General features: G+C 66.1%; 13 protein-coding genes and 4 pseudogenes. 5 read left to right on the forward strand and 12 right to left on the reverse strand.

What is annotated here, in order from left to right; translation table 11 throughout:
- Window positions 1-2 precede the first annotated feature (2 nt).
- The gene (locus tag ACPEE0_RS21420) at window positions 3-650 is read left to right on the forward strand and encodes an HD domain-containing protein (protein WP_407710232.1); all 648 of its coding nucleotides are present in this window, start codon (window positions 3-5) and stop codon (window positions 648-650) included.
- On the opposite strand, the gene ACPEE0_RS21425 is transcribed toward ACPEE0_RS21420, so the two are convergent.
- From ACPEE0_RS21425 to ACPEE0_RS21440, 4 genes are all read right to left on the reverse strand, one after another.
- A complete protein-coding gene (locus ACPEE0_RS21425) occupies window positions 631-1,887 on the reverse strand; it encodes a low temperature requirement protein A (RefSeq protein ID WP_354176214.1) in 1,257 nt (418 codons plus the stop codon). The genes ACPEE0_RS21420 and ACPEE0_RS21425 overlap by 20 nt on opposite strands.
- Before the next feature lie 3 nt (window positions 1,888-1,890).
- Window positions 1,891-2,442 (reverse strand): flavodoxin domain-containing protein, encoded by a 552-nt coding sequence (locus tag ACPEE0_RS21430; RefSeq protein ID WP_354176216.1) that lies wholly within the window; start codon window positions 2,440-2,442, stop codon window positions 1,891-1,893.
- Window positions 2,443-2,498: 56 nt separating this feature from the next.
- Window positions 2,499-3,815, reverse strand: a complete 1,317-nt coding sequence (locus ACPEE0_RS21435; protein WP_009359186.1) for an ATP-binding protein — start codon at window positions 3,813-3,815, stop codon at window positions 2,499-2,501.
- A 137-nt stretch (window positions 3,816-3,952) separates the two neighbouring features.
- The gene (locus tag ACPEE0_RS21440; RefSeq protein WP_424575207.1) at window positions 3,953-4,900 is read right to left on the reverse strand and encodes an L-lactate dehydrogenase; all 948 of its coding nucleotides are present in this window, start codon (window positions 4,898-4,900) and stop codon (window positions 3,953-3,955) included.
- A 184-nt stretch (window positions 4,901-5,084) separates the two neighbouring features.
- Here ACPEE0_RS21440 and ggt point away from each other — a divergent pair.
- A pseudogene (ggt, locus tag ACPEE0_RS21445) lies at window positions 5,085-6,937 on the forward strand (gamma-glutamyltransferase).
- Between the two features lie 89 nt (window positions 6,938-7,026).
- On the opposite strand, the pseudogene ACPEE0_RS21450 reads toward ggt, so the two are convergent.
- The 4 genes and pseudogenes from ACPEE0_RS21450 to ACPEE0_RS21465 all read right to left on the reverse strand — a co-directional run bounded on the left by ACPEE0_RS21450 (window position 7,027) and on the right by ACPEE0_RS21465 (window position 11,812).
- Window positions 7,027-8,534, reverse strand: a pseudogene (locus tag ACPEE0_RS21450) (amino acid permease).
- A 19-nt stretch (window positions 8,535-8,553) separates the two neighbouring features.
- A pseudogene (locus ACPEE0_RS21455) lies at window positions 8,554-10,010 on the reverse strand (aspartate ammonia-lyase).
- Between the two features lie 8 nt (window positions 10,011-10,018).
- Window positions 10,019-11,080, reverse strand: a complete 1,062-nt coding sequence (locus ACPEE0_RS21460; RefSeq protein ID WP_009358823.1) for an asparaginase — start codon at window positions 11,078-11,080, stop codon at window positions 10,019-10,021.
- A 24-nt stretch (window positions 11,081-11,104) separates the two neighbouring features.
- The gene (locus ACPEE0_RS21465) at window positions 11,105-11,812 is read right to left on the reverse strand and encodes a FadR/GntR family transcriptional regulator (RefSeq protein WP_009358824.1); all 708 of its coding nucleotides are present in this window, start codon (window positions 11,810-11,812) and stop codon (window positions 11,105-11,107) included.
- Window positions 11,813-11,995: 183 nt separating this feature from the next.
- On the opposite strand from ACPEE0_RS21465, the gene ACPEE0_RS21470 reads away from it, so the two are divergent.
- Window positions 11,996-12,262 (forward strand): helix-turn-helix transcriptional regulator, encoded by a 267-nt coding sequence (locus ACPEE0_RS21470; protein WP_009358825.1) that lies wholly within the window; start codon window positions 11,996-11,998, stop codon window positions 12,260-12,262.
- The gene (locus ACPEE0_RS21475; RefSeq protein WP_009358826.1) at window positions 12,259-13,503 is read left to right on the forward strand and encodes a type II toxin-antitoxin system HipA family toxin; all 1,245 of its coding nucleotides are present in this window, start codon (window positions 12,259-12,261) and stop codon (window positions 13,501-13,503) included. Before ACPEE0_RS21470 ends, ACPEE0_RS21475 begins: the two co-directional genes overlap by 4 nt.
- A gap of 22 nt (window positions 13,504-13,525) precedes the next feature.
- Here the strand turns inward: ACPEE0_RS21475 and ACPEE0_RS21480 are convergent, their stop codons facing one another.
- Together ACPEE0_RS21480 and ACPEE0_RS21485 are read right to left on the reverse strand one after the other, a co-directional pair.
- Entirely contained in the window at window positions 13,526-14,476 is a 951-nt protein-coding gene (locus ACPEE0_RS21480) for a hypothetical protein (RefSeq protein ID WP_009358827.1), read from the reverse strand.
- A complete protein-coding gene (locus tag ACPEE0_RS21485; protein WP_424575208.1) occupies window positions 14,473-14,985 on the reverse strand; it encodes a uracil-DNA glycosylase in 513 nt (170 codons plus the stop codon). Before ACPEE0_RS21485 ends, ACPEE0_RS21480 begins: the two co-directional genes overlap by 4 nt.
- A gap of 280 nt (window positions 14,986-15,265) precedes the next feature.
- On the opposite strand from ACPEE0_RS21485, the pseudogene ACPEE0_RS21490 reads away from it, so the two are divergent.
- Window positions 15,266-15,777: pseudogene (locus ACPEE0_RS21490) on the forward strand (hypothetical protein).
- Between the two features lie 50 nt (window positions 15,778-15,827).
- On the opposite strand, the gene ACPEE0_RS21495 reads toward ACPEE0_RS21490, so the two are convergent.
- Entirely contained in the window at window positions 15,828-16,211 is a 384-nt protein-coding gene (locus tag ACPEE0_RS21495) for an RNA-binding S4 domain-containing protein (RefSeq protein WP_009358830.1), read from the reverse strand.
- 47 nt (window positions 16,212-16,258) lie between these two features.
- On the reverse strand, window positions 16,259-17,377 hold the full coding sequence (locus tag ACPEE0_RS21500) for a sulfite oxidase (protein WP_009358831.1): 1,119 nt from the start codon (window positions 17,375-17,377) through the stop codon (window positions 16,259-16,261).
- Window positions 17,378-17,385: the final 8 nt, after the last annotated feature.

A 17,385-nucleotide genomic window follows, 5' to 3' on the forward strand; every position in this document is an offset into this window, starting at 1 on the left:
GTATGTCAGATGACCATTTTCCGGCCCACGGTCCGGCCCCAAGGTTCACCGTAGAGACTGCCAAAGTCCTTGCCGAGGTGGCCCACAACCGGCAGAAGGACAAGTTGAAGAGGCCTTACCGGGAACACGTCCTGGCTGTGGGCGACGCCCTGGCCGACTTCGACGACGATATCCGGATCGCGGGATACCTGCACGATATCGCCGAGGACACTCCGATCACCCGGCAGGCCTTGCTGGACATGGGCGTTTCCGAGCGCGCCGTGGAGATTATTGAGCGGGTCACCAACCGGCTTCACAGCAACCCGGACGATTACCAGGCCGGGATTCGCGAGATCGCCGAGGACCACGACGCTGCCCTGGTCAAGATTGCGGACAACGCCCACAACTCCCTGCCGGAAAGGGTCAAAGCCCTTGCTGAGAAATGGCCGGACAAACCGCCGGTCACCAAATACCGCGACGCCCGGCCCGTGCTGTACGCCGCCGTCGAGGTGGAGGAGGTCCGCAAGATCCTGGCCCGGGTGAATCCGTGGCTGCTGGAGGAGCTGGACGACCGCCTGGACGAGGAAGACACCACCGACTACGAGAATCTCTCCTATGGTGAAGCGGGCGCCGGCGCCGCATCGGCTGACGTTAGGGCTGGGGAGCGGTAGTTCCTGCTTCAAGCCGTTGCAGCGCGGTGTGCAGCCGCTCGGCTCCGCGGCGCTCATCGATGACGATGGACGCCGCCAGCCCCAGCACCATGACCAGCATGCACACCGGGACCGAGGCCCCCAAAGCCGCCATGGCAACGGCCCCGGCCAGGACCACCATGATTCCGGCGGCAACCGCAATCACCGTCCGGTCCGGCCCCATCATGGTGCTGTACAGCCAGGTCAGGGCAAGTTTGAAGACAGCAACCGGGACGGCGATGGAGGCGACGGCCGCTGCCGCACTGATGTGTGCCTCATGGTCGATGTAGTACGCCGCCACATGCAGCCCTGCGCCGGTGGCCGCAATCGCCGCGAAGATGGGAATGTGGCCGTAGCCGAAAAGGAATGAGCGGTGCCGCCTCAGGTGCAGGGCCCGTCCGGCCGGCAGCATGAAGTACACCCACCACATCCCGAAGGCCAGGGCCGTACCGCCGAAGCCGACCAGTGCCGCGTCCACGCTCCAGCCGTGGTTCGCCACGATCGCCCGCAGGGTTTCAATCGCGCCGATCAGGCACTCGCCCAAGGCGATGATGGCCAGCAGCCCGTACCGCTCGGCGATATGGTGTGCGTGCCATGGGGTCCTCTCATCGCGTTCCGCCGCATAGGGCGTGGCCATTTCCAGTGCCACCAGGGGGATCACCAGAAGGAATGTGGTGGCTACATCGGTGTCCACAACCAGCACGGCGATCCAGCCGAGCTGTACGAGGGCAAGGTATTTGGCGTAGCGCAGGCACGTCTGGCGGCGCGCGGGATCCTGGCGGGACGCCCGGATCCACTGCGTTACCAGGGCAAGCCGCATGATCACGTAGCCGGCCACGATGACGCGGTTGTCCACGTGCCGACCCTCCACAATCGAGTGGAACATCGGTTCGATCCCCATCGTGAGGATCAGCACCCCCACGATCTGGACCATGGTGACCACCCGGAACACCCAGTCGTCCGTGTCATAGGCGCTGGCAAACCAGGTGAAGTTGATCCAGGCCCAGATCACCGCAAACATCGCAAAGGAAAACGCCATGAGGCCCTCCACAAAGTGGGCCTCGGCGATCTCGTGGGCGAACTGGCTGCCCGCCACCCCGAAGGCGATGACAAAGGTCAGGTCAAAGAAGAGTTCCAGGGGCGTCGCGGCCCGATGTTTTTCATGCGGATCACGGCCGCCCATGCGCGCGAAGGCATGCCGGAGAGGGTTCGAGGACATGCCTCAAAGATTACTCTGGACCGCTTTCGGCTCCAGGCCGGCAGCGAAGTCCTCGGCAAACCGCCGGACGCCGTCCCATTCCGTATAGATGTAGTCGCGGGACGTATCGGTGTCCAGGCCGCCTTTGTCCTGAGCGATCTTCTTCATCACCATGCGCTTGAGGAACCCGTACTGTGTATACAGCAGGGCCCCGCTGAAAAGGGCCACCCGGGCAGGGTGCCAGCCCGTCTCCTCCTCGAACTGGGCAACGTATTGTTCGGCGTTTTCCATGTCGCCGTGCGCGGCCAGGCTGACGGAGAACAGCGCAGAAGGGATCCCTTCCAGCGCTTCGCGGTTCTTCAGCACGAAGTCCCGGACGTATTCCTCGTGCTTCCCCATGTGGATGGAAGCGCCCACGATGGCGGCGTCATACTTGCCGGCCAGAAGGTGGTCCGAGTGTTTCAGGTCCACGGGCTCCACGTCGTGTCCGTGGGCCCGCAGGACGTCGGCAATAAACTCCGCGATCCGGGCCGTCTGGCCCTCGGAGGTCCCGTAAGGGATAACAATGTGTGCCATACCTCGATACTGGTGCCCGCCCGGTGCGGAGGTAAGGGCAGAAAGTCCCGGGCCTTTCAGACGCGCGCGAGGGCGTCGATGTCCTCGAGGAAGTCCTGGTGGACTTCCTCGCTGACGGTGGTGCGGGTTTCGCCGATGGCATCCAGGTAGTCCTGGGTGGACGGTCCTTTCCGCACCGCTTCCCGGACTGACGGCCGCGCTCCGGAGGCCAGCCCGCCGTCGTCGTACACGGCCTTTTCCAGCGCGCGCTGGGAGGCGCTGCGGGCGGCATACTCGATGTCCGCGGGGGAGAAGCCCTCGGTGCGTTCCACCAGGAGCTCGACGTCCACGTCGTCCACCACGGGTGCGGGGATGAAGCGCTGCCACATGGCTTCGCGTGCGTGGCGGTCGGGCAGGCCGATGGGGATGACGTAATCGAACCGGCCGTGCCGCAGGAACGCCGAATCGAGCGCGCGGATGAAGTTGGTGGCGCACACCAGCAGGCGGCCCGGCTGTTCGCGGAAGGCGGGGATGATCTTCAGGAGTTCGTTGGTGACGCCCTGCAGCGGCGACGGCGGTTCACCGGACCGCTGCGAGGCGATCTCTTCCACTTCATCGATGAACACCACCGCGTGTTCCAGTTCCGCGATCTCCAGGAAAGTTTCGCGCAGCGCCCCGGCCAGGCCCTGGGGATCAGCCGCCAGGCGGGACGGAAAGACTTCGACAAATGGCCATTCCAGGCGGGAAGCGATGGCCTTCGCGAAGGTGGTCTTGCCGGTGCCGGGCGGGCCAAAGAGGACCACGGCGCGTGGCGGGACCACGCCGAATTCATCGGCCAGGTCCGCTTCGGCCAGTGGAAGCACCAGCCGGCGTTCCAGCAGTTCCTTCTCCCGGTGCATGCCGGCCACGTTTTCCCACAGGTCGCGGGCCAGGACGCGGCCACCCAGCTGGCCCAGCGCACCCAGCTCCTGCCGCTGGACGGGGATGGTCCGCTCGAAGTACCGCAGGTTCTTCTTCAGCGCGAAGCCGCGGCCCAGGAATGCCTCCACGCGCGTTTCGGAGTCCGGCATCAGCGCCGAAAGCTTGTTCAGGCCGTGGGGTGCCATCCGGTTTTCGACGGCGGCCAGCAGCGAGGTGCCTATCCCGCGGCCGCGGTATTCGGGGAGGGTGGCCAGGAAGACGATCCAGCCCTGGTCGTGCGCGGCGCGTCCGACGGCGGCGCCCACCACCTGCTCGCCCTGCACCGCCACCACGGCATGGTCCTTCTCGCAGGAGGCAAGCACCTCGGAGAGGGCGTAGACCGGCTCGACGTTGCTCGCCTTAAGGGTTTCCCAGAGATGCAGGATCCCGTCCAGGTCAGCCGAGTGGAAGTCCCTGATTCGCCAGTTGGTCATAGCCGCCTAATCTCCCGGGTGGTTCGTCATTGAGCCGGCATGTTCGTGCCACTGCCGAGCTTAGCGAACGGCGGCGGGCGGAAGGTTGCGGCGGCGTTGCATTACGGCTTCCTGGAAGGATTGCCGCCCGCGTGGATTCAGAGCCCGAGGGTGGAGAGGGTGTTCCGCAGGGTGTCCGCGGAGTGTTGCAGGGCTGCCAGCTCGTCCTGGTCCATTGGGGTGTCCAGGACGCGCAGGACACCCTTGGCGCCCACGATGCTGGGCAATGAGAGCGCCACTCCTGAAATCCCGTACTGGCCGTCAAGAACGGTGGACACAGGCAGGACAGCATTCTCGTCCCGGAGCAGGGCTTCCACGATGCGGGCACCGGACAGGCCTATCGCGTAGTTGGTTGCTCCTTTGCCGGCGATGACCTTGTAGGCCGCCTGGGTCACTTCCCGCGCGGTGTCAGTGAGGTGCTCCTGGGTGAACGTCCGCCCGCTGCCGGACGTCCATTCGCGGATGGGCACCGGCCCGATCCTGGCCCCGGACCACACTGGGAATTCGGTGTCTCCGTGTTCGCCCACCATGCTGGCGTGGACGCTTGCCACCGAAACACCGGCGTGGCGTGCCAGGAGCCAGCGGAGCCGGGACGTATCCAGCACAGTGCCGGACGAGAAGATCCGGCCCGCCGGCAGTCCGGTAATTTGCCGGGCAGCGACGGTGAGCACATCGCAGGGATTGGTGACCAGGACGTAGACCGCATCAGGTGCTCTCTCCAGCAGCTTCGGCATCAGCTGTTCGAGGATGCGGACGTTGGTCCCGGCCAGGTCGAGCCGGGTCTGTCCCGGTTCCTGCTTGGCGCCGGCTGTGATGACCACGACGTCGGCACCCTCCGTCACGCCGATGTCACCTCCGCCCGTGACTGAAGTGGCCCCCGCTGCGAACTGCGTGCCGTGCGCGAGGTCCAGCACTTCTGCTTCCGCTTTGCCGGAGTTGACGTCGAACAGCGCAATGTTGCTGGCCGAACCGCGGATGAGTGCGGCATAGGCCAGGGAGGTTCCCACGCTGCCGGCCCCGACGATGGCAAGTTTGGATCCGGGCATCAGCCTTCCCGCCTTTCCGGGTCCTGGCGCCAGGACCCGCGCTCTTGGTGTAAGCCAACAATGCCAGCATGGCACCGATAAAGGGTAGGGCGGGCCGCCGGCGGGGTAGGCGGAGCCGTTGAGTGTCCCATCCCTGAGGAGTAACGTGTGCCCCACCTCACCCGCACCCCCATCAGGAGCAACCATGCCACATCTGGGACGCCGGCTAGGAGCCGTTACGGCTGCGCTGGCGATGAGCGTGACCACAGGGGCGATCATGAGCCCTGCCTCTGCCCACAAAGCCGACCATCAGTACCAAACCGCCAAGGAACCTGTAGCCGAAGGCCGCGGAGGTGCCGTCAGCACTGTCGACCCCGAGGCTTCGGCTGCCGCCATCGAAGTTCTCAGCAAGGGCGGAAACGCTGTTGACGCCGCCGTCGCAGCTGCCGCCACCCTCGGCGTCACGGAGCCATACAGCGCCGGGATCGGCGGCGGCGGCTATTTTGTCTACTACGACGCGAACAGCGGGAAAATCCACACTATCGACGGCCGAGAGACGGCGCCGGCGGCAATGCCCACCAATGCGTTTATTGATCCCGCCAACGGCAAGCCGTACAACTTCACGCCCGAACTGGTCACCAGCGGAGTCTCGGTGGGCGTCCCGGGAACCCCGGCCACGTGGGAGCGGGCGCTGGAACGCTGGGCAAATTCAGCCTGGCGAAGGCACTGGAACCGGCCATCGAGGTAGCTGAGCGCGGGTTCGTGGTGGACGAGACCTTCCGCCAGCAGACTGATGACAATGACGAGCGTTTCAGGGCATTCCCGGCCACCACTGAGCTCTTCCTGCCGGGCGGTCAACTTCCGGTTGTTGGCTCAGTACTGAAAAACGAGGACCTCGCCGACACCTACCGGCTGTTGGCAGATGAGGGAACACGGGCGTTCTACGAGGGCCCGCTCGCGGATGAGATCGCCAAGACAGTGCAGAACCCGCCGAAGGACCCGGCCACGAAGCTTCCCGTTCCCAAGGGCTTCATGACCGCGCAGGACCTCGCAAAGTACCGTGCCATCGACCAGGACCCCACGCATGTGAACTACCGCGGCTACGACGTGTACGGGATGGCACCCTCCAGCAGTGGCGGTACTACCGTGGGTGAAGCGTTGAATATCCTCGAGACGTTCGACCTGCCGGCCGTGGCCAAGGCGGACCGGGCCGCTGCCCTCCACCACTATCTCGAGGCAACGGCCTTGGCTTTCGCCGACCGCGGGAAGTACGTGGGTGATCCGGCGTTCGTGGACGTACCAACGGAAGCGCTCCTGGACGAGGTTTTCGGCAAGGAACGGGCCTGCGAAATCAATCCGCTGAAGGCGGCAACCAAGCCGGTCCCCGCTGGCGACGTCACCTCGTACGACGGCGTCTGCCCGGTCAAACCGGCAGCGCTCGCGGATGAGAAGGACACGGAGAACATCTCCACCACCAACCTCACTGTCTCCGACAAATGGGGCAATGTGGTGGAGTACACGCTCACCATCGAGCAGACCGGCGGATCAGGCATCACGGTTCCGGGCCGCGGCTTCATCCTCAACAACGAGCTCACCGACTTCAACACCGTTTACAACCCGACGGAAGCCAACCGCATCGAGCCGGGCAAGCGGCCGCGCTCCTCGATGTCGCCCACCATTGTGCTCAAGGACGGCGAGCCCTTCCTGGCACTCGGTTCGCCGGGTGGTTCCACCATCATCACCACCGTCCTGCAGACGCTGATCAACCGGATCGACTTCGGCATGAGCATCGAGGATGCCTTGGCCGCACCCCGGGCCACGCAGAGGAATACCGCCAACGTGACTGCCGAACCGGCATTTATCGACCAGTACGGAACTGACCTTACGGCCCGGTTTGGACACAAGCTGGTGCCGGCAGGCGATGCCTTTACCTCAGCCGCCGAGATCGGCGCCGCCACGGCCATCGAGTTCGACCTCGACGGAAGAACCGTGACGGCTGTCGCCGAACCGGTCAGGCGTGGCGGAGGCTCGGCGATGGTGGTCAAACCGGAGCGGTAGCTTCCGGCTTACTGCTTAAACCCTGACGGCGGCACCCCGGGTTCCATGGTTGTGGAACCCGGGGTGCCGCCGTCGGACGTTCCGAAGGGTTACTTCTTGAACGTCTCCGCGGGCGGGTTCGCGACCACCGGAGATACTCCGGTGTGGCCGTCGCGGGTTGCGGCGATTTCGTGGATGCGGGTGCGGCAGGCGTACCAGCCGATGACCATGAGGATGGATGCGATGGCGGTGACGAGCATGGTGAGGGGGGATTCGATGAAGACCATGGCCAGGACGCCTGCGAGGAAGAGCAGGGAGAGGTAGCCGGTGTAGGGGGCGCCGATCATGCGGAAGGTGGGGCGTTGCAGCCAGCCTTTGTCTGCCCAGCGTTTGAGTTGGATTTGGCACAGGACGATGGTGGCCCAGGTCATGATGATGCCGACGGAGGCGACGTTGAGGACGATTTCGAAGGCTTGGGCGGGGACGAGGTAGTTCAGGGGGACGCCGAGGAGGGAGACGGCGGCGGTGATGGCGATGCCGCCGTAGGGGACGCCTGCTTTGTTCATGCGGGAGGCGAATTGGGGGGGCGAATCCGTTGACGGACATGGAGCGCAGGATCCGGCCGGTGGAGTAGAGGCCGGCGTTGAGGGAGGACAGGGCGGCGGTGAGGACGACGAGGTTCATGATGACGTCTACGCCTTGGATGCCGATGGAGCCGAAGAAGGTGACGAAGGGGCTGACGCCTTTTTCGTAGGAGGTGTAGGGCAGGAGCAGGGCCAGGAGGATGACGGAGCCGACGTAGAACACGGCGATGCGGAAGACGACGGAGTTGATGGCCTTGGGCATGATTTTTTTCGGGGTTTTCGGTTTCGCCGGCGGCGGTGCCGACGAGTTCGATGGAGGCGTAGGCGAACAGGACGCCTTGCATGAGGATGATCATGGGGAGCAGGCCGTTGGGGAAGATGCCGCCGTTGTCGGTGATGAGGCTGATGCCGACTTGTTGGCCGTCGACGGGGGTGCCGAAGATGACGAAGTAGGTGCCGACGATGAGGAAGATGACCAGGGCGGCGACTTTGATCAGGGCGAACCAGAATTCCATTTCGCCGAAGACCTTGACCGAGACGAGGTTCAGGGCGAGGACGACGATGAGGGCGGTCAGGGCCCAGGCCCATTGCGGGACGGCTGCCATCCAGGGGATGTAGTTGCCGAAGAAGTTCATGTAGAGGGCTGCGGCGGTGATGTCCACGATGGTGGTGGTGGCCCAGTTGATCCAGTAGAACCAGCCGGAGACGAAGGCTGCTTTTTCGCCGAAGAATTCGCGGGCGTAGGAGACGAAGGAGCCCGAGGAGGGCCGGTGCAGGACCAGTTCGCCCAGGGCGCGCAGGATCAGGAACGCGAAGAACCCGCACACGGCGTAGGCGATGACCAGGGACGGGCCGGCCGCGTTGAGCCGGCCGCCGGCGCCCAGGAACAGGCCGGTCCCGATCGCACCGCCGATCGCGATCATCTGGATCTGCCGCGGCTTCAAATTCTTGTGGTAACCCTTATCCTCCGCGTGCAGCGCCTGCTCCGATGCATGCGCCTGCGGGGGAATGGTGTGGTCTGTGACGGGGGGGATTTGTCATGGGTGTGTCCTTCTAAGTCCGGGGATGTTCGGGGACTGACTTGCTGAGGTTTGCCAGGCGTTCGGGGCTGAGGAGTTCCTGAAGCTGGGCACCGGTAAGGAGCCGTGCTCAAGGACGAGTTCTGCCACGCCCTTGCCGGTGGCGAGTGCTTCCTTCGCGATGGCGGTCGCGGTGGCATAGCCCAGGTGGGGATTCAGGGCTGTGACCAGGCCGATGGACTGTTCCACGGTGCGGCGGAGGTGTTCGGTGTTGGCGGTGATGCCCCGGATGCAGCGTGCGGTGAGGGTGCGGCACGCCGCTTCCAGGTGGGAGATGCTCTTGTGGAGGCTATGGACAATGACGGGTTCGAAGGCGTTGAGCTGGAGCTGCCCGGCTTCGGCGGCCATGGTGATGGTGACGTCGTTGCCGATGACTTCGTAGGCCACCTGCGAGACCACTTCCGGGATCACCGGGTTGATCTTGCCGGGCATGATGGAGGAGCCGGACTGGACGGCCGGCAGGTTGATTTCGCCGAAGCCGGCACGCGGGCCGGATGAGAGGAGGCGGAGGTCGTTGCAGATCTTGGAGAGTTTCACGGCCACGCGCTTCAGCACGCCGGAAAGGTGGACGAAGGCGCCCACATCCTGGGTTGCTTCAATGAGGTCGACGGCGGTGACCAGCGGCAGGCCGGTAACTTCGGCCAGGTGCCGGCAGGCTGCCTCCGCGTAGCCGGCGGGTGCGTTCAGGCCCGTGCCGATGGCGGTGGCGCCGAGGTTGATCTCGTGGATCAGCAGTTCAGCTTCGGCCAGGCGCAGCCGGTCCTCGCCGATGGTGATGGCGTACGTGCCGAACTCCTGTCCCAGGGTCATGGGGACGGCGTCCTGCAGCTGGGTGCGGCCCATTTTCACCACGGTGCGGAATTCCAGGGCCTTGGCGGCGCAGGCTTCCTCAAGTTCGGCCAGCGCGTCCACCAGTTCCCGTGCAGCGAAGATGGTGCCCAGCTTCACGGCGGTGGGGTAGACGTCATTGGTGGACTGGCTGAGGTTGACGTGGTCGTTGGGGTGCAGCCGCGCGTAGTCGCCCTTGGGATGGCCCAGGATTTCCAGGGCACGGTTGGCGATGACCTCGTTGGCGTTCATGTTCGACGACGTGCCGGCACCGCCCTGGATGACGTCGACGACGAACTGGTCGGCCAGGTGCCCGTTCAGGATGTCCTGGCACGCCTGCTCGATGGCTTCCGCGCGTTCGGCGTCGAGGAGCCCGAGCTCCCGGTTGGTGCGGGCGGCGGCAAGCTTGACCGCTGCCAGGCCGCGGACCAGGTGCATGTTGGAGCAGAGCTTCTGGCCGGTGATGGGGAAGTTTTCCACGGCCCGGAGGGTGTGGACGCCCCAGTAGGCGTTGGCCGGGACGTCCCTGTCGCCGAGCAGGTCGTGCTCGGACCGGGTTGTCGGAACGGAAGTGTCGTCCGCGGCGGTTTCGACGATGGTCATGGGAGTCCTCACAGGGCTTCGTTGTCGGGTTTGGACAGGCTGTTGCTCAAAAAGTCGGTGGCCTGCAGCAGGCCCACCTGGTGTCCGCCGCCCAGCACGGGGGCGGTGGCGATGCCGGCCAGCGCGGCGGTGTCGACGCCGATCGCCTCCAGCAGGCTCACGGTGGCGGGCATCCGGGCGCGGTCGCCGCCGTCGGAAATCTTCACGGCCACGGCGCGGCCGTCGGGCAGGCCCACCAGCTGGACGCCTTCAAAGCCGTCCTTGGCGACGGCCCCCGGGAGCAGCCGCATGAGGTCGGTGACGTCGCGCCCTTCCCCGGCCACCATCTCCGGGTGCTGCTGCATGGCGAGGCCGACGGCGGCTTCCGCGCCGCCGTCGTCGTCTCGGGCCGCGAAGGAGGCGGCCTGGGCGATCCGGCCGAAGGCGCGGGCCATGCCGCCCAGCGTCAGCGCGAAGAGCGGGGTGCCGCAGCCGTCCGTGCTGACGGCGGGCGGTTCCTCGCCGGCCAGTTCGACGACAGTGGACCGGACGAGCTGCTGCAGCGGGTGCTGCGGGTGGAGGTAGCCCTGGACGGGCCAGCCGTTGATGACGCAGGTTGCGGCCATGGCGGCATGCTTGCCGGAACAGTTCTGGGTGAGCTGGGTGGCGCGGCCGCCGGTGCGCAGCCAGTCTTCGCGTTCGGCCCCGCCGTAGGGGAGGTCGGTGCTGTTTTCCAGGTCGGTGACGGACAGGCCGTGCATGTCGAGGATGCGCAGGGCGCCGTCACGGTGTTCTGCCGCGCCGGAGTGGCTGGCCGCTGCCAGCGCCAGGAGGTCTGCCGGGAGCTCGAGCCCGGCCCGGATCATGGCGACGGCCTGCAGCGGCTTGAGTGAGGACCGGGGGTAGAAGGGGGTCGCCGGGTCCCCAGCGGCTGCCAGCGTGGAACCGTCGGCGTCGAGGGCGATGGCCGAGCCGTAGTGGACGCTCTCCACCAGGCCGTCGCGGATGGCGGCGACCAGGGGAGTGTGCTGCGGCAGGCTTGATGGTGCCGGGGCATCAATGCGGGCAGCGGAAAACACAGGGGAGGGCATGGGGTCCTTGGGGTTGCTTTGTTGCTAGTTGTTGAGGATGGAGTCGAGGGCCTCGCCCACGGCGCGCAGGTGGTTGGCCATGGCCGCACTCGCGTCAGCGGCGGAGCCGGCCTCGATGGCTGCAAGGATCTGCTGGTGTTCAATGTCTGAGGCGTGCTGCCGGTCGGCCACCATATTCAGTGTTTCCGACTGGTGTGCCTGGGCATCACGGATGTCCGCCACCACGCTTTCGAACACCTTGTTGCCGCTGGCACGCGCGATGGTGGCGTGGAAGCTGGAGTCCAGGGCCACCCAGGACTCGGGATCCGTTTCGGTGGCCATGGCGGCCACGATGTGGCGGAGGGTCTCGAGCTCCTCGTCGGACCGGCGTTCCGCCGCCAGCCCGGCTGCCGGAACTTCAATGTGCGGGCGCGCCTCGGTCAGGTCCCGGGCCGAGTACTGGCCGAGGGTGAGGTCGTTGGCCACCTTGTTGGCGACGACGAACGTGCCCTTGCCCGTCTTGGTGACCGTCAGGCCCAAAGCAGTGCAGGAGCGCAGCGCTTCCCGGATCACCGACCGGCTCACCCCGTACTGCTGTGCGAGCGTCGCCTCGGAGCTGAGCTTGCCGCCCACGGGAATCTGTCCGGCCTCAATGTCGCCGCGGATGGCGTTGAACACCGCCTCGGCAGCACTGAGCCGCGCGAGGGGGAGGGGAGCAGGCTGTCCTGCTGTCCGGCTGTCTGACAGGTTCACGCTTTAAGCATGGCACCGGTCACAACTGGTGTCAATGCGGGATGCCCCTGCGGTTGGCGGCAGGGTTCGTTGTTGCCCGGGTTTAGCGGCACGTTCGTACCGGTTTTCTCTTTCTCCAGGCCGCTTCGGGACTAAGCTTCCAGATACAGCATTAACCGGCACGAACGTACCTATAGGGCGATCATGGACAAGCACTTCACGGACTTCCTGGCTGGCGAAGTGCGCTCTCGCCGCACCGTCCTCGGCCTTACCCAGCGGGACCTGGCCGACATGGCAGGTGTCTCCGAACGGTTCGTCCGGTTCGTGGAACAGGGCAAGCCCAGTATCCAGCTGGATTCGCTGGTCGCGGTCCTCGACACCCTGGGGCTTGAACTGCACCTCACCACCCGGACCAGCCAGGCCGCCCGTACCCGGGCGGGAGCGGGACGTGCTGAAGGCGGACCATCATGAGGCACCGGATCGCCGATATCTACAAGGCAGGCGTCCTGGCGGCGAGGCTGGAACGGTACGACGGCGGAACCCGGTTCAGCTACCTCCCGGCCTACCTCGCGTCCGGGGGACCCGCCGTCGCCTCCTCCCTGCCACTCAGCCCCGAGCCTGTCCTGTCCGCCGCGGGGGCCGCCCCGCCATACTTCACGGGGCTGCTGCCCGAGGGCCGCCGGCTCAACGCGCTGCGGCGTTCCATCAAAACCAGTGCTGACGATGACCTGTCCCTGCTCATCGCCGCGGGCGGAAACCCGGTGGGGGACGTGCAGATCGTGGGCCACGGGGAACCGCTGGACCCCGACGAACACGCGGTGGAGCTGGACCAGAAACAGCCCGTGGATTTCGGCCAGTTGCTGGGTGATCCGGACCTGATCGACCCGGTGGCGCTTGCCGGCGTTCAGGACAAGCTGTCCGCAGGCATGATTTCGCTTCCGGTGGCCAGTGCTGGCAAAAGGTTCATCCTCAAACTCAACGCCCCGGAGTTCCCGCATGTGGTGGAGAACGAACTGGTCATGTTCCGCTATGCCGCCAGGCTCCGGATTCCGCTCAGCCGCGTCCAGCTGATCCGCGACATCGCCGGCCGGCCGGGCCTGCTGGTGGAACGCTTCGACCGGGTGCCCCTGCCCGGCGGAGGCCTGGATGACGTGCTGCGCCTGGCGGTCGAGGACGGGGCCCAGGTTCTGAAGCTCTATCCGGCGGACAAGTACAACGTGGGGTACGGGCAGGTCTGCCATGCGCTGGCCGAACATTGCTCGGCGCCGCTTCCCGCGCTCCGGAACCTCGCCATCCAGGGCGCCTTCGCATGGCTCACCGGCAACGGCGACCTGCATGCGAAGAACGTCTCCATGGTCCAGCAGCCGCATGGCGAGTGGGCGATCGCACCCGTCTACGACATCCCCTCCACAGTGGTCTACGGCGACAAAACCCTGGCCCTGACCCTGGACGGCAAGCGGACGGGGATCTCGCGCCGCCACTTCCTGGGCTGGGCAACGGAGCTCGGACTCCCGGAACGCTCGGCCGTCCAGGTGCTGGAGCTAGCCCTTAAAGCGTCGGGACCGCTGCTGGCGGACCTTGAGGCGGGAACGGCCTTCGCCGTCGTCAAAGGTTCACAGGGGGACGACGACGGCGGCTCGCCCTTCCCGGACATGGTCACCAGGGCGTGGGTCAAAGAGTTGAAGCACCGGCGGCGTCTCCTCGAGGGTTAGGCAAACCCCGTGTGGTGGAGGGTCAGGAACCGTCCCACCAGCGCAGCACCCGCAGGGCGCGCAGTGTGTTCCAGCGGCTGGGGCTTCCATCGCCGTCCTCCAGCTCGAAGTGGACCTTTCCGGGATGCGTGTTCTCCAGCAGCCAGGTTCCGTCTGGCTGCTGTTTTATGCGGACCAGCTCCACAGCATCTGCCAGGCGCCGGTCCGGGGCAGCTCCTGTGGCCCGGAAGTAGTCCAGCCCGCGGAGGACGTCATAAAACCAGCGGGTCGGATAGGAGAAGAGCAGCCAGTCCTCGCTGATGATGCCACCGGTTGATTTCCGACGCATCAGCCGGCGCTCCAGGAGGTATTCCTCAGCCCCTTCCCGGGCAGCCCGGGATGCCGGCGTCCCTCCGGTGGCCTGCTCGTACTCCAGGAGTCCTTCGAGGACGCAGATGGTGCTGTGGAACGAGGACCGTAAGGATCCCCGTTCGGCCTCGCAGTTCCAGCCGCCGTCGGGCAACTGGTCACCCGTCAGCCGCTGCACCACACTGTCCACGTGTTGCCCGAAGTAGGCGCCCAGCGCGGCGGCCATGCCGTTGATGCACGGTTCAACTTCACCTTCGAAAAACGGCTGGTTTCCTTGTTCCCAGCGGCTGTTTTCCCTGACGAGTGAGACGGCTCGGCGGGCCTGCGGGCTGTCCGGGACCAGGCCGAAATCGCGGAGGAGCAGGAGGCTGTAGGTGGTTGCGGTCCAGGGCTGGTTGACGGGGTCATCGTCCACTGCCGGCCAGTACGTGCCGCCCGCCCACTGCCCGTCCGATCCCTGCAGGGAAAGCAAGCGGGACCCCCAGCCCTCGGTGGCGACCCGGTTCCGTTCGGCCCTGACTTCCGCGGCAGGGGCAACAGCCAGGTCCCGCAGGGTCTGCCAGCGGATGGCCGGGTCACCGGCCAGGAGCCAGTCCAGGACGTCCTGCTGCGCGGCAGGTGTCACAGGTGCTGGATGCCGGCCCGCTGCATGGCGTCTTTATAGGTCTCGACGTTCTTGGCCAGGAGTTCTTCCTGCTTGGCTTCGGAGACTGCGAACGCCCGGCCTCCGAGCGCTGTCGCCTTGTAGATCTTGATGCCGCTGTTCTTCAGGGCGGAGTGGTAGGTCTTTTCGTACAGGGTGAGGAAGGCGGAGGCGTCGGTGCCGTGGGCGATGATCGCCGAGACGCGTGCGTTGATCTTGAGGAACTGGCGGAACGGGCGGAGGCCGTCGGTTTTTTCCTGAACGCTCAGCGCTGACGGGCTGCCGGGCTCCCGGACCCAAGGGTAGGCGTTCCACGGCATCACGTAGCGGGGGTCGAGCTCGGCCAGTTCGTAGATCTGGGTGGCCCGACGGGCGGCTTCATCGTCATTGTTGTGCGAGACAAAACCGGACTCGGTGCCTTTTCCGGGGCTCCCCTGCAGGCTGACGAGCCGGCATTCATCCTCATCGTGGACGGGGTCGATGTACGGCACGGTAGAGCCGGGCTTCCTCTCCATGAGTTCGTCGCAAAGCTGGGTTACCTTCGCGATGTTCGGTTCCTGTAGCAGGGCCTTTTTTTTTCGTCCCAGTCAATCGTCACGATCTCTCCCTCACAGCAAGGTGGTCAGAATCAGGCGTCTTAGGCCACTCTACGCTTCCGCCCTGAGGGTGGGCAGGGAAATTTGGCCATGGCACCCCCATGCCCGGAGCAGCTGTTCAAAGTGCGCGCTGCAGAAACAGAAGGCAGCAGCACGGGTGCTGTTGAATGACACTATGCAGTTCACCAGGAAGGGCCTGAAAGCCGACGGCTTCACCGGCTTCCGCCCTGTCCGCGACCTCGAAACCATGCGGATCCCGCAGGGACAGGCCTGTTCGCCGTGGTTGCCCCGCAAGGATTCCAGCCGCGTTTCCTGAAGAAGAGCACCGCGGGCACCTTCAAGAAAAAGGACCCGACCCTTCCCGAAGCCGCGCTGACCGCGGAGTGGGTGGAGGACGCCGTCGTTCTTTACATCGGGAAGGCCGGACCGGGAAGCAAGGGCAGCAGGGGCCTGCGGCGGCAGATCCAGGAATTCGTGGACTTCGGGCAGGGAAAACCGCCCGGGCACTGGGATGGCCGGACCATCTGGCAGCTCGCCGATGCCGGATCGCTCTCCATTGCTTGGAAGGAGCTGGCCCCGGAACAGCTGGGTGACGCGGAAGCCGGCTACCACGCAGCGTTCCTGGCGGAATTCGGGAAGCTGCCGTTCGCCAACCTCGTGCAGGCGCGGGCAAAGACCGGCCGCTGACGGCAGGGACACAACAAACGGACACAACCCGGCGTCCCCGCCCGCTGGATTCAGGCCTGCCCGCGGAGCCGCTCCATTTCGCGGCGGTCCTTCTTGGTGGGCCGCCCGGTCCCCCTGTCCCGCTGCGGCAGCCCGAGCGCCGGCGCGATCGGCCGGGGAGGGGTGTGGTCAGTAAAGCAGTGGGACGCCGCTTCCGCCCCCACACGCTTGGCAATGAGCCGCCGCACTTCGAGGGTGCGTTCATAGCCCGGCATCCTGACTGTCACGGTATCGCCGGTCACCAGGGTGGCAGAGGCTTTGGCCGGGCTGCCGTTCAACCGGACGTGCCCCGCCCGGCAGGCTGCGGTGGCGGCGGAACGGGTCTTATAGGCGCGGATCGCCCACAACCACGCATCGATACGGACGCTGGCGGGGGAGGAAGGAAGGCTGGTCATGGCTGGCACCGAGTATAGCCCCGGGCGCGCCGGCAATCAGTGCAGCGTCATTCCACCGTCACGCTGACCTGCTGCACCATGTTGTTGCCCATCCCCTGGTAGTTCCAGTTCTGCTCCAGGGGCTGGGTGGCTCCGGTGGCATCCGTGGCACGGCAGGACAGGATGTGCACGCCCGGGTCCGCCACCCAGGGCAGCGTCCACTTCCGCCACGCGAACCCGCCGGCCGGCTTGTCCAGCTGGGCGGGCAGCCACGTACCGTCGATCCCCACCTCCACGCCCGTCACCGCACCCTCTCCGGACCAGGCACGGCCCTGCAGCAGCACCGGGCCCGGGGCCAGGATGCGGTTCCGGGTGAAGAAGTCGGGGACCCCCGGCGGAACCATCAGCGAACGCACCCTGATCCGTGAAACCGGAGTGCCGGCGTCGTCCGCGGTCTCCTGGTAGCGGTACGCCACCTGCTGCTGGTATCCGGTGAAGGGAGCAGTGACCACCTCGATGGACTCAAGCCACTTCACGCTGGCCATGCCGTACCAGCCCGGGACCACCAGGCGGAGGGGGTAGCCGTGCTGGGGCGGCAGCTCGGCGCCGTTCATTGTGTATGCGAGTACGACGTCGGCACGCAGCGCTTCACGGATCGGCAGGCTCCGCGCGTAGTGGTGGGGGACGCCGCCCTGCACCCCGGCATCGGCACCGGTGAAGACCACCTCCACGGCGTTCTGGTGAACACCCGCCTTGCCCAGGAGGTAGGCGAGCGGAACGCCGGTCCAGTGCGCGGTGCCTACCCCTTCCTGGATCCAGGGCTGGCTCATGGGCCGGGGTGAGAGGAGGGAACGGCCGTTGCCGGCGCACTCCAGCGTCACGGGCACAGTGATGGCGGGGTCCTTCCGGAGCGCTGCCATGCTCAGTTCCAGTGCGCGCTCCACAGCACCGCTGATTCTCAGGTGCCAGGAACCGGCGTCCAGGTCCGGGATGTCGAAGTGCGTGAGGACGTAGTGAAGGCCGGGCGGCGTGACATCCCTGCGCAGTGCCTCCAGCGGCATGGAATGGTTCCGGGCTGACAGCTGCAGCTCTTCCCGGGTCAGGGGGCCGGTGGTGGGGCCGGCCCCCGGCTGGGCGGATGCTTCACTGGCTCCGGTGGACTGCTCGTGCCGGGACGTCTGGGTCATGCCACAGG

The organism is Arthrobacter sp. SD76 (assembly GCF_049726125.1).
In the GTDB taxonomy this organism is placed as follows: Bacteria; Actinomycetota; Actinomycetes; order Actinomycetales; family Micrococcaceae; genus Arthrobacter; species Arthrobacter nitrophenolicus.

Excerpts from the sequence above, each read along its gene's own strand:
- ACPEE0_RS21435 (WP_009359186.1), bottom strand. The coding sequence starts at position 3,815 with ATGACCAACTGGCGAATCAGGGACTTCCACTCGGCTGACCTGGACGGG.
- ACPEE0_RS21440 (WP_424575207.1), bottom strand. The coding sequence starts at position 4,900 with ATGCCCGGATCCAAACTTGCCATCGTCGGGGCCGGCAGCGTGGGAACC.
- ACPEE0_RS21420 (WP_407710232.1), top strand. The coding sequence starts at position 3 with ATGTCAGATGACCATTTTCCGGCCCACGGTCCGGCCCCAAGGTTCACC.
- ACPEE0_RS21500 (WP_009358831.1), bottom strand. The coding sequence starts at position 17,377 with ATGACCCAGACGTCCCGGCACGAGCAGTCCACCGGAGCCAGTGAAGCA.
- ACPEE0_RS21470 (WP_009358825.1), top strand. The coding sequence starts at position 11,996 with ATGGACAAGCACTTCACGGACTTCCTGGCTGGCGAAGTGCGCTCTCGC.
- ACPEE0_RS21425 (WP_354176214.1), bottom strand. The coding sequence starts at position 1,887 with ATGTCCTCGAACCCTCTCCGGCATGCCTTCGCGCGCATGGGCGGCCGT.
- ACPEE0_RS21460 (WP_009358823.1), bottom strand. The coding sequence starts at position 11,080 with ATGCCCTCCCCTGTGTTTTCCGCTGCCCGCATTGATGCCCCGGCACCA.
- ACPEE0_RS21430 (WP_354176216.1), bottom strand. The coding sequence starts at position 2,442 with ATGGCACACATTGTTATCCCTTACGGGACCTCCGAGGGCCAGACGGCC.
- ACPEE0_RS21475 (WP_009358826.1), top strand. The coding sequence starts at position 12,259 with ATGAGGCACCGGATCGCCGATATCTACAAGGCAGGCGTCCTGGCGGCG.
- ACPEE0_RS21495 (WP_009358830.1), bottom strand. The coding sequence starts at position 16,211 with ATGACCAGCCTTCCTTCCTCCCCCGCCAGCGTCCGTATCGATGCGTGG.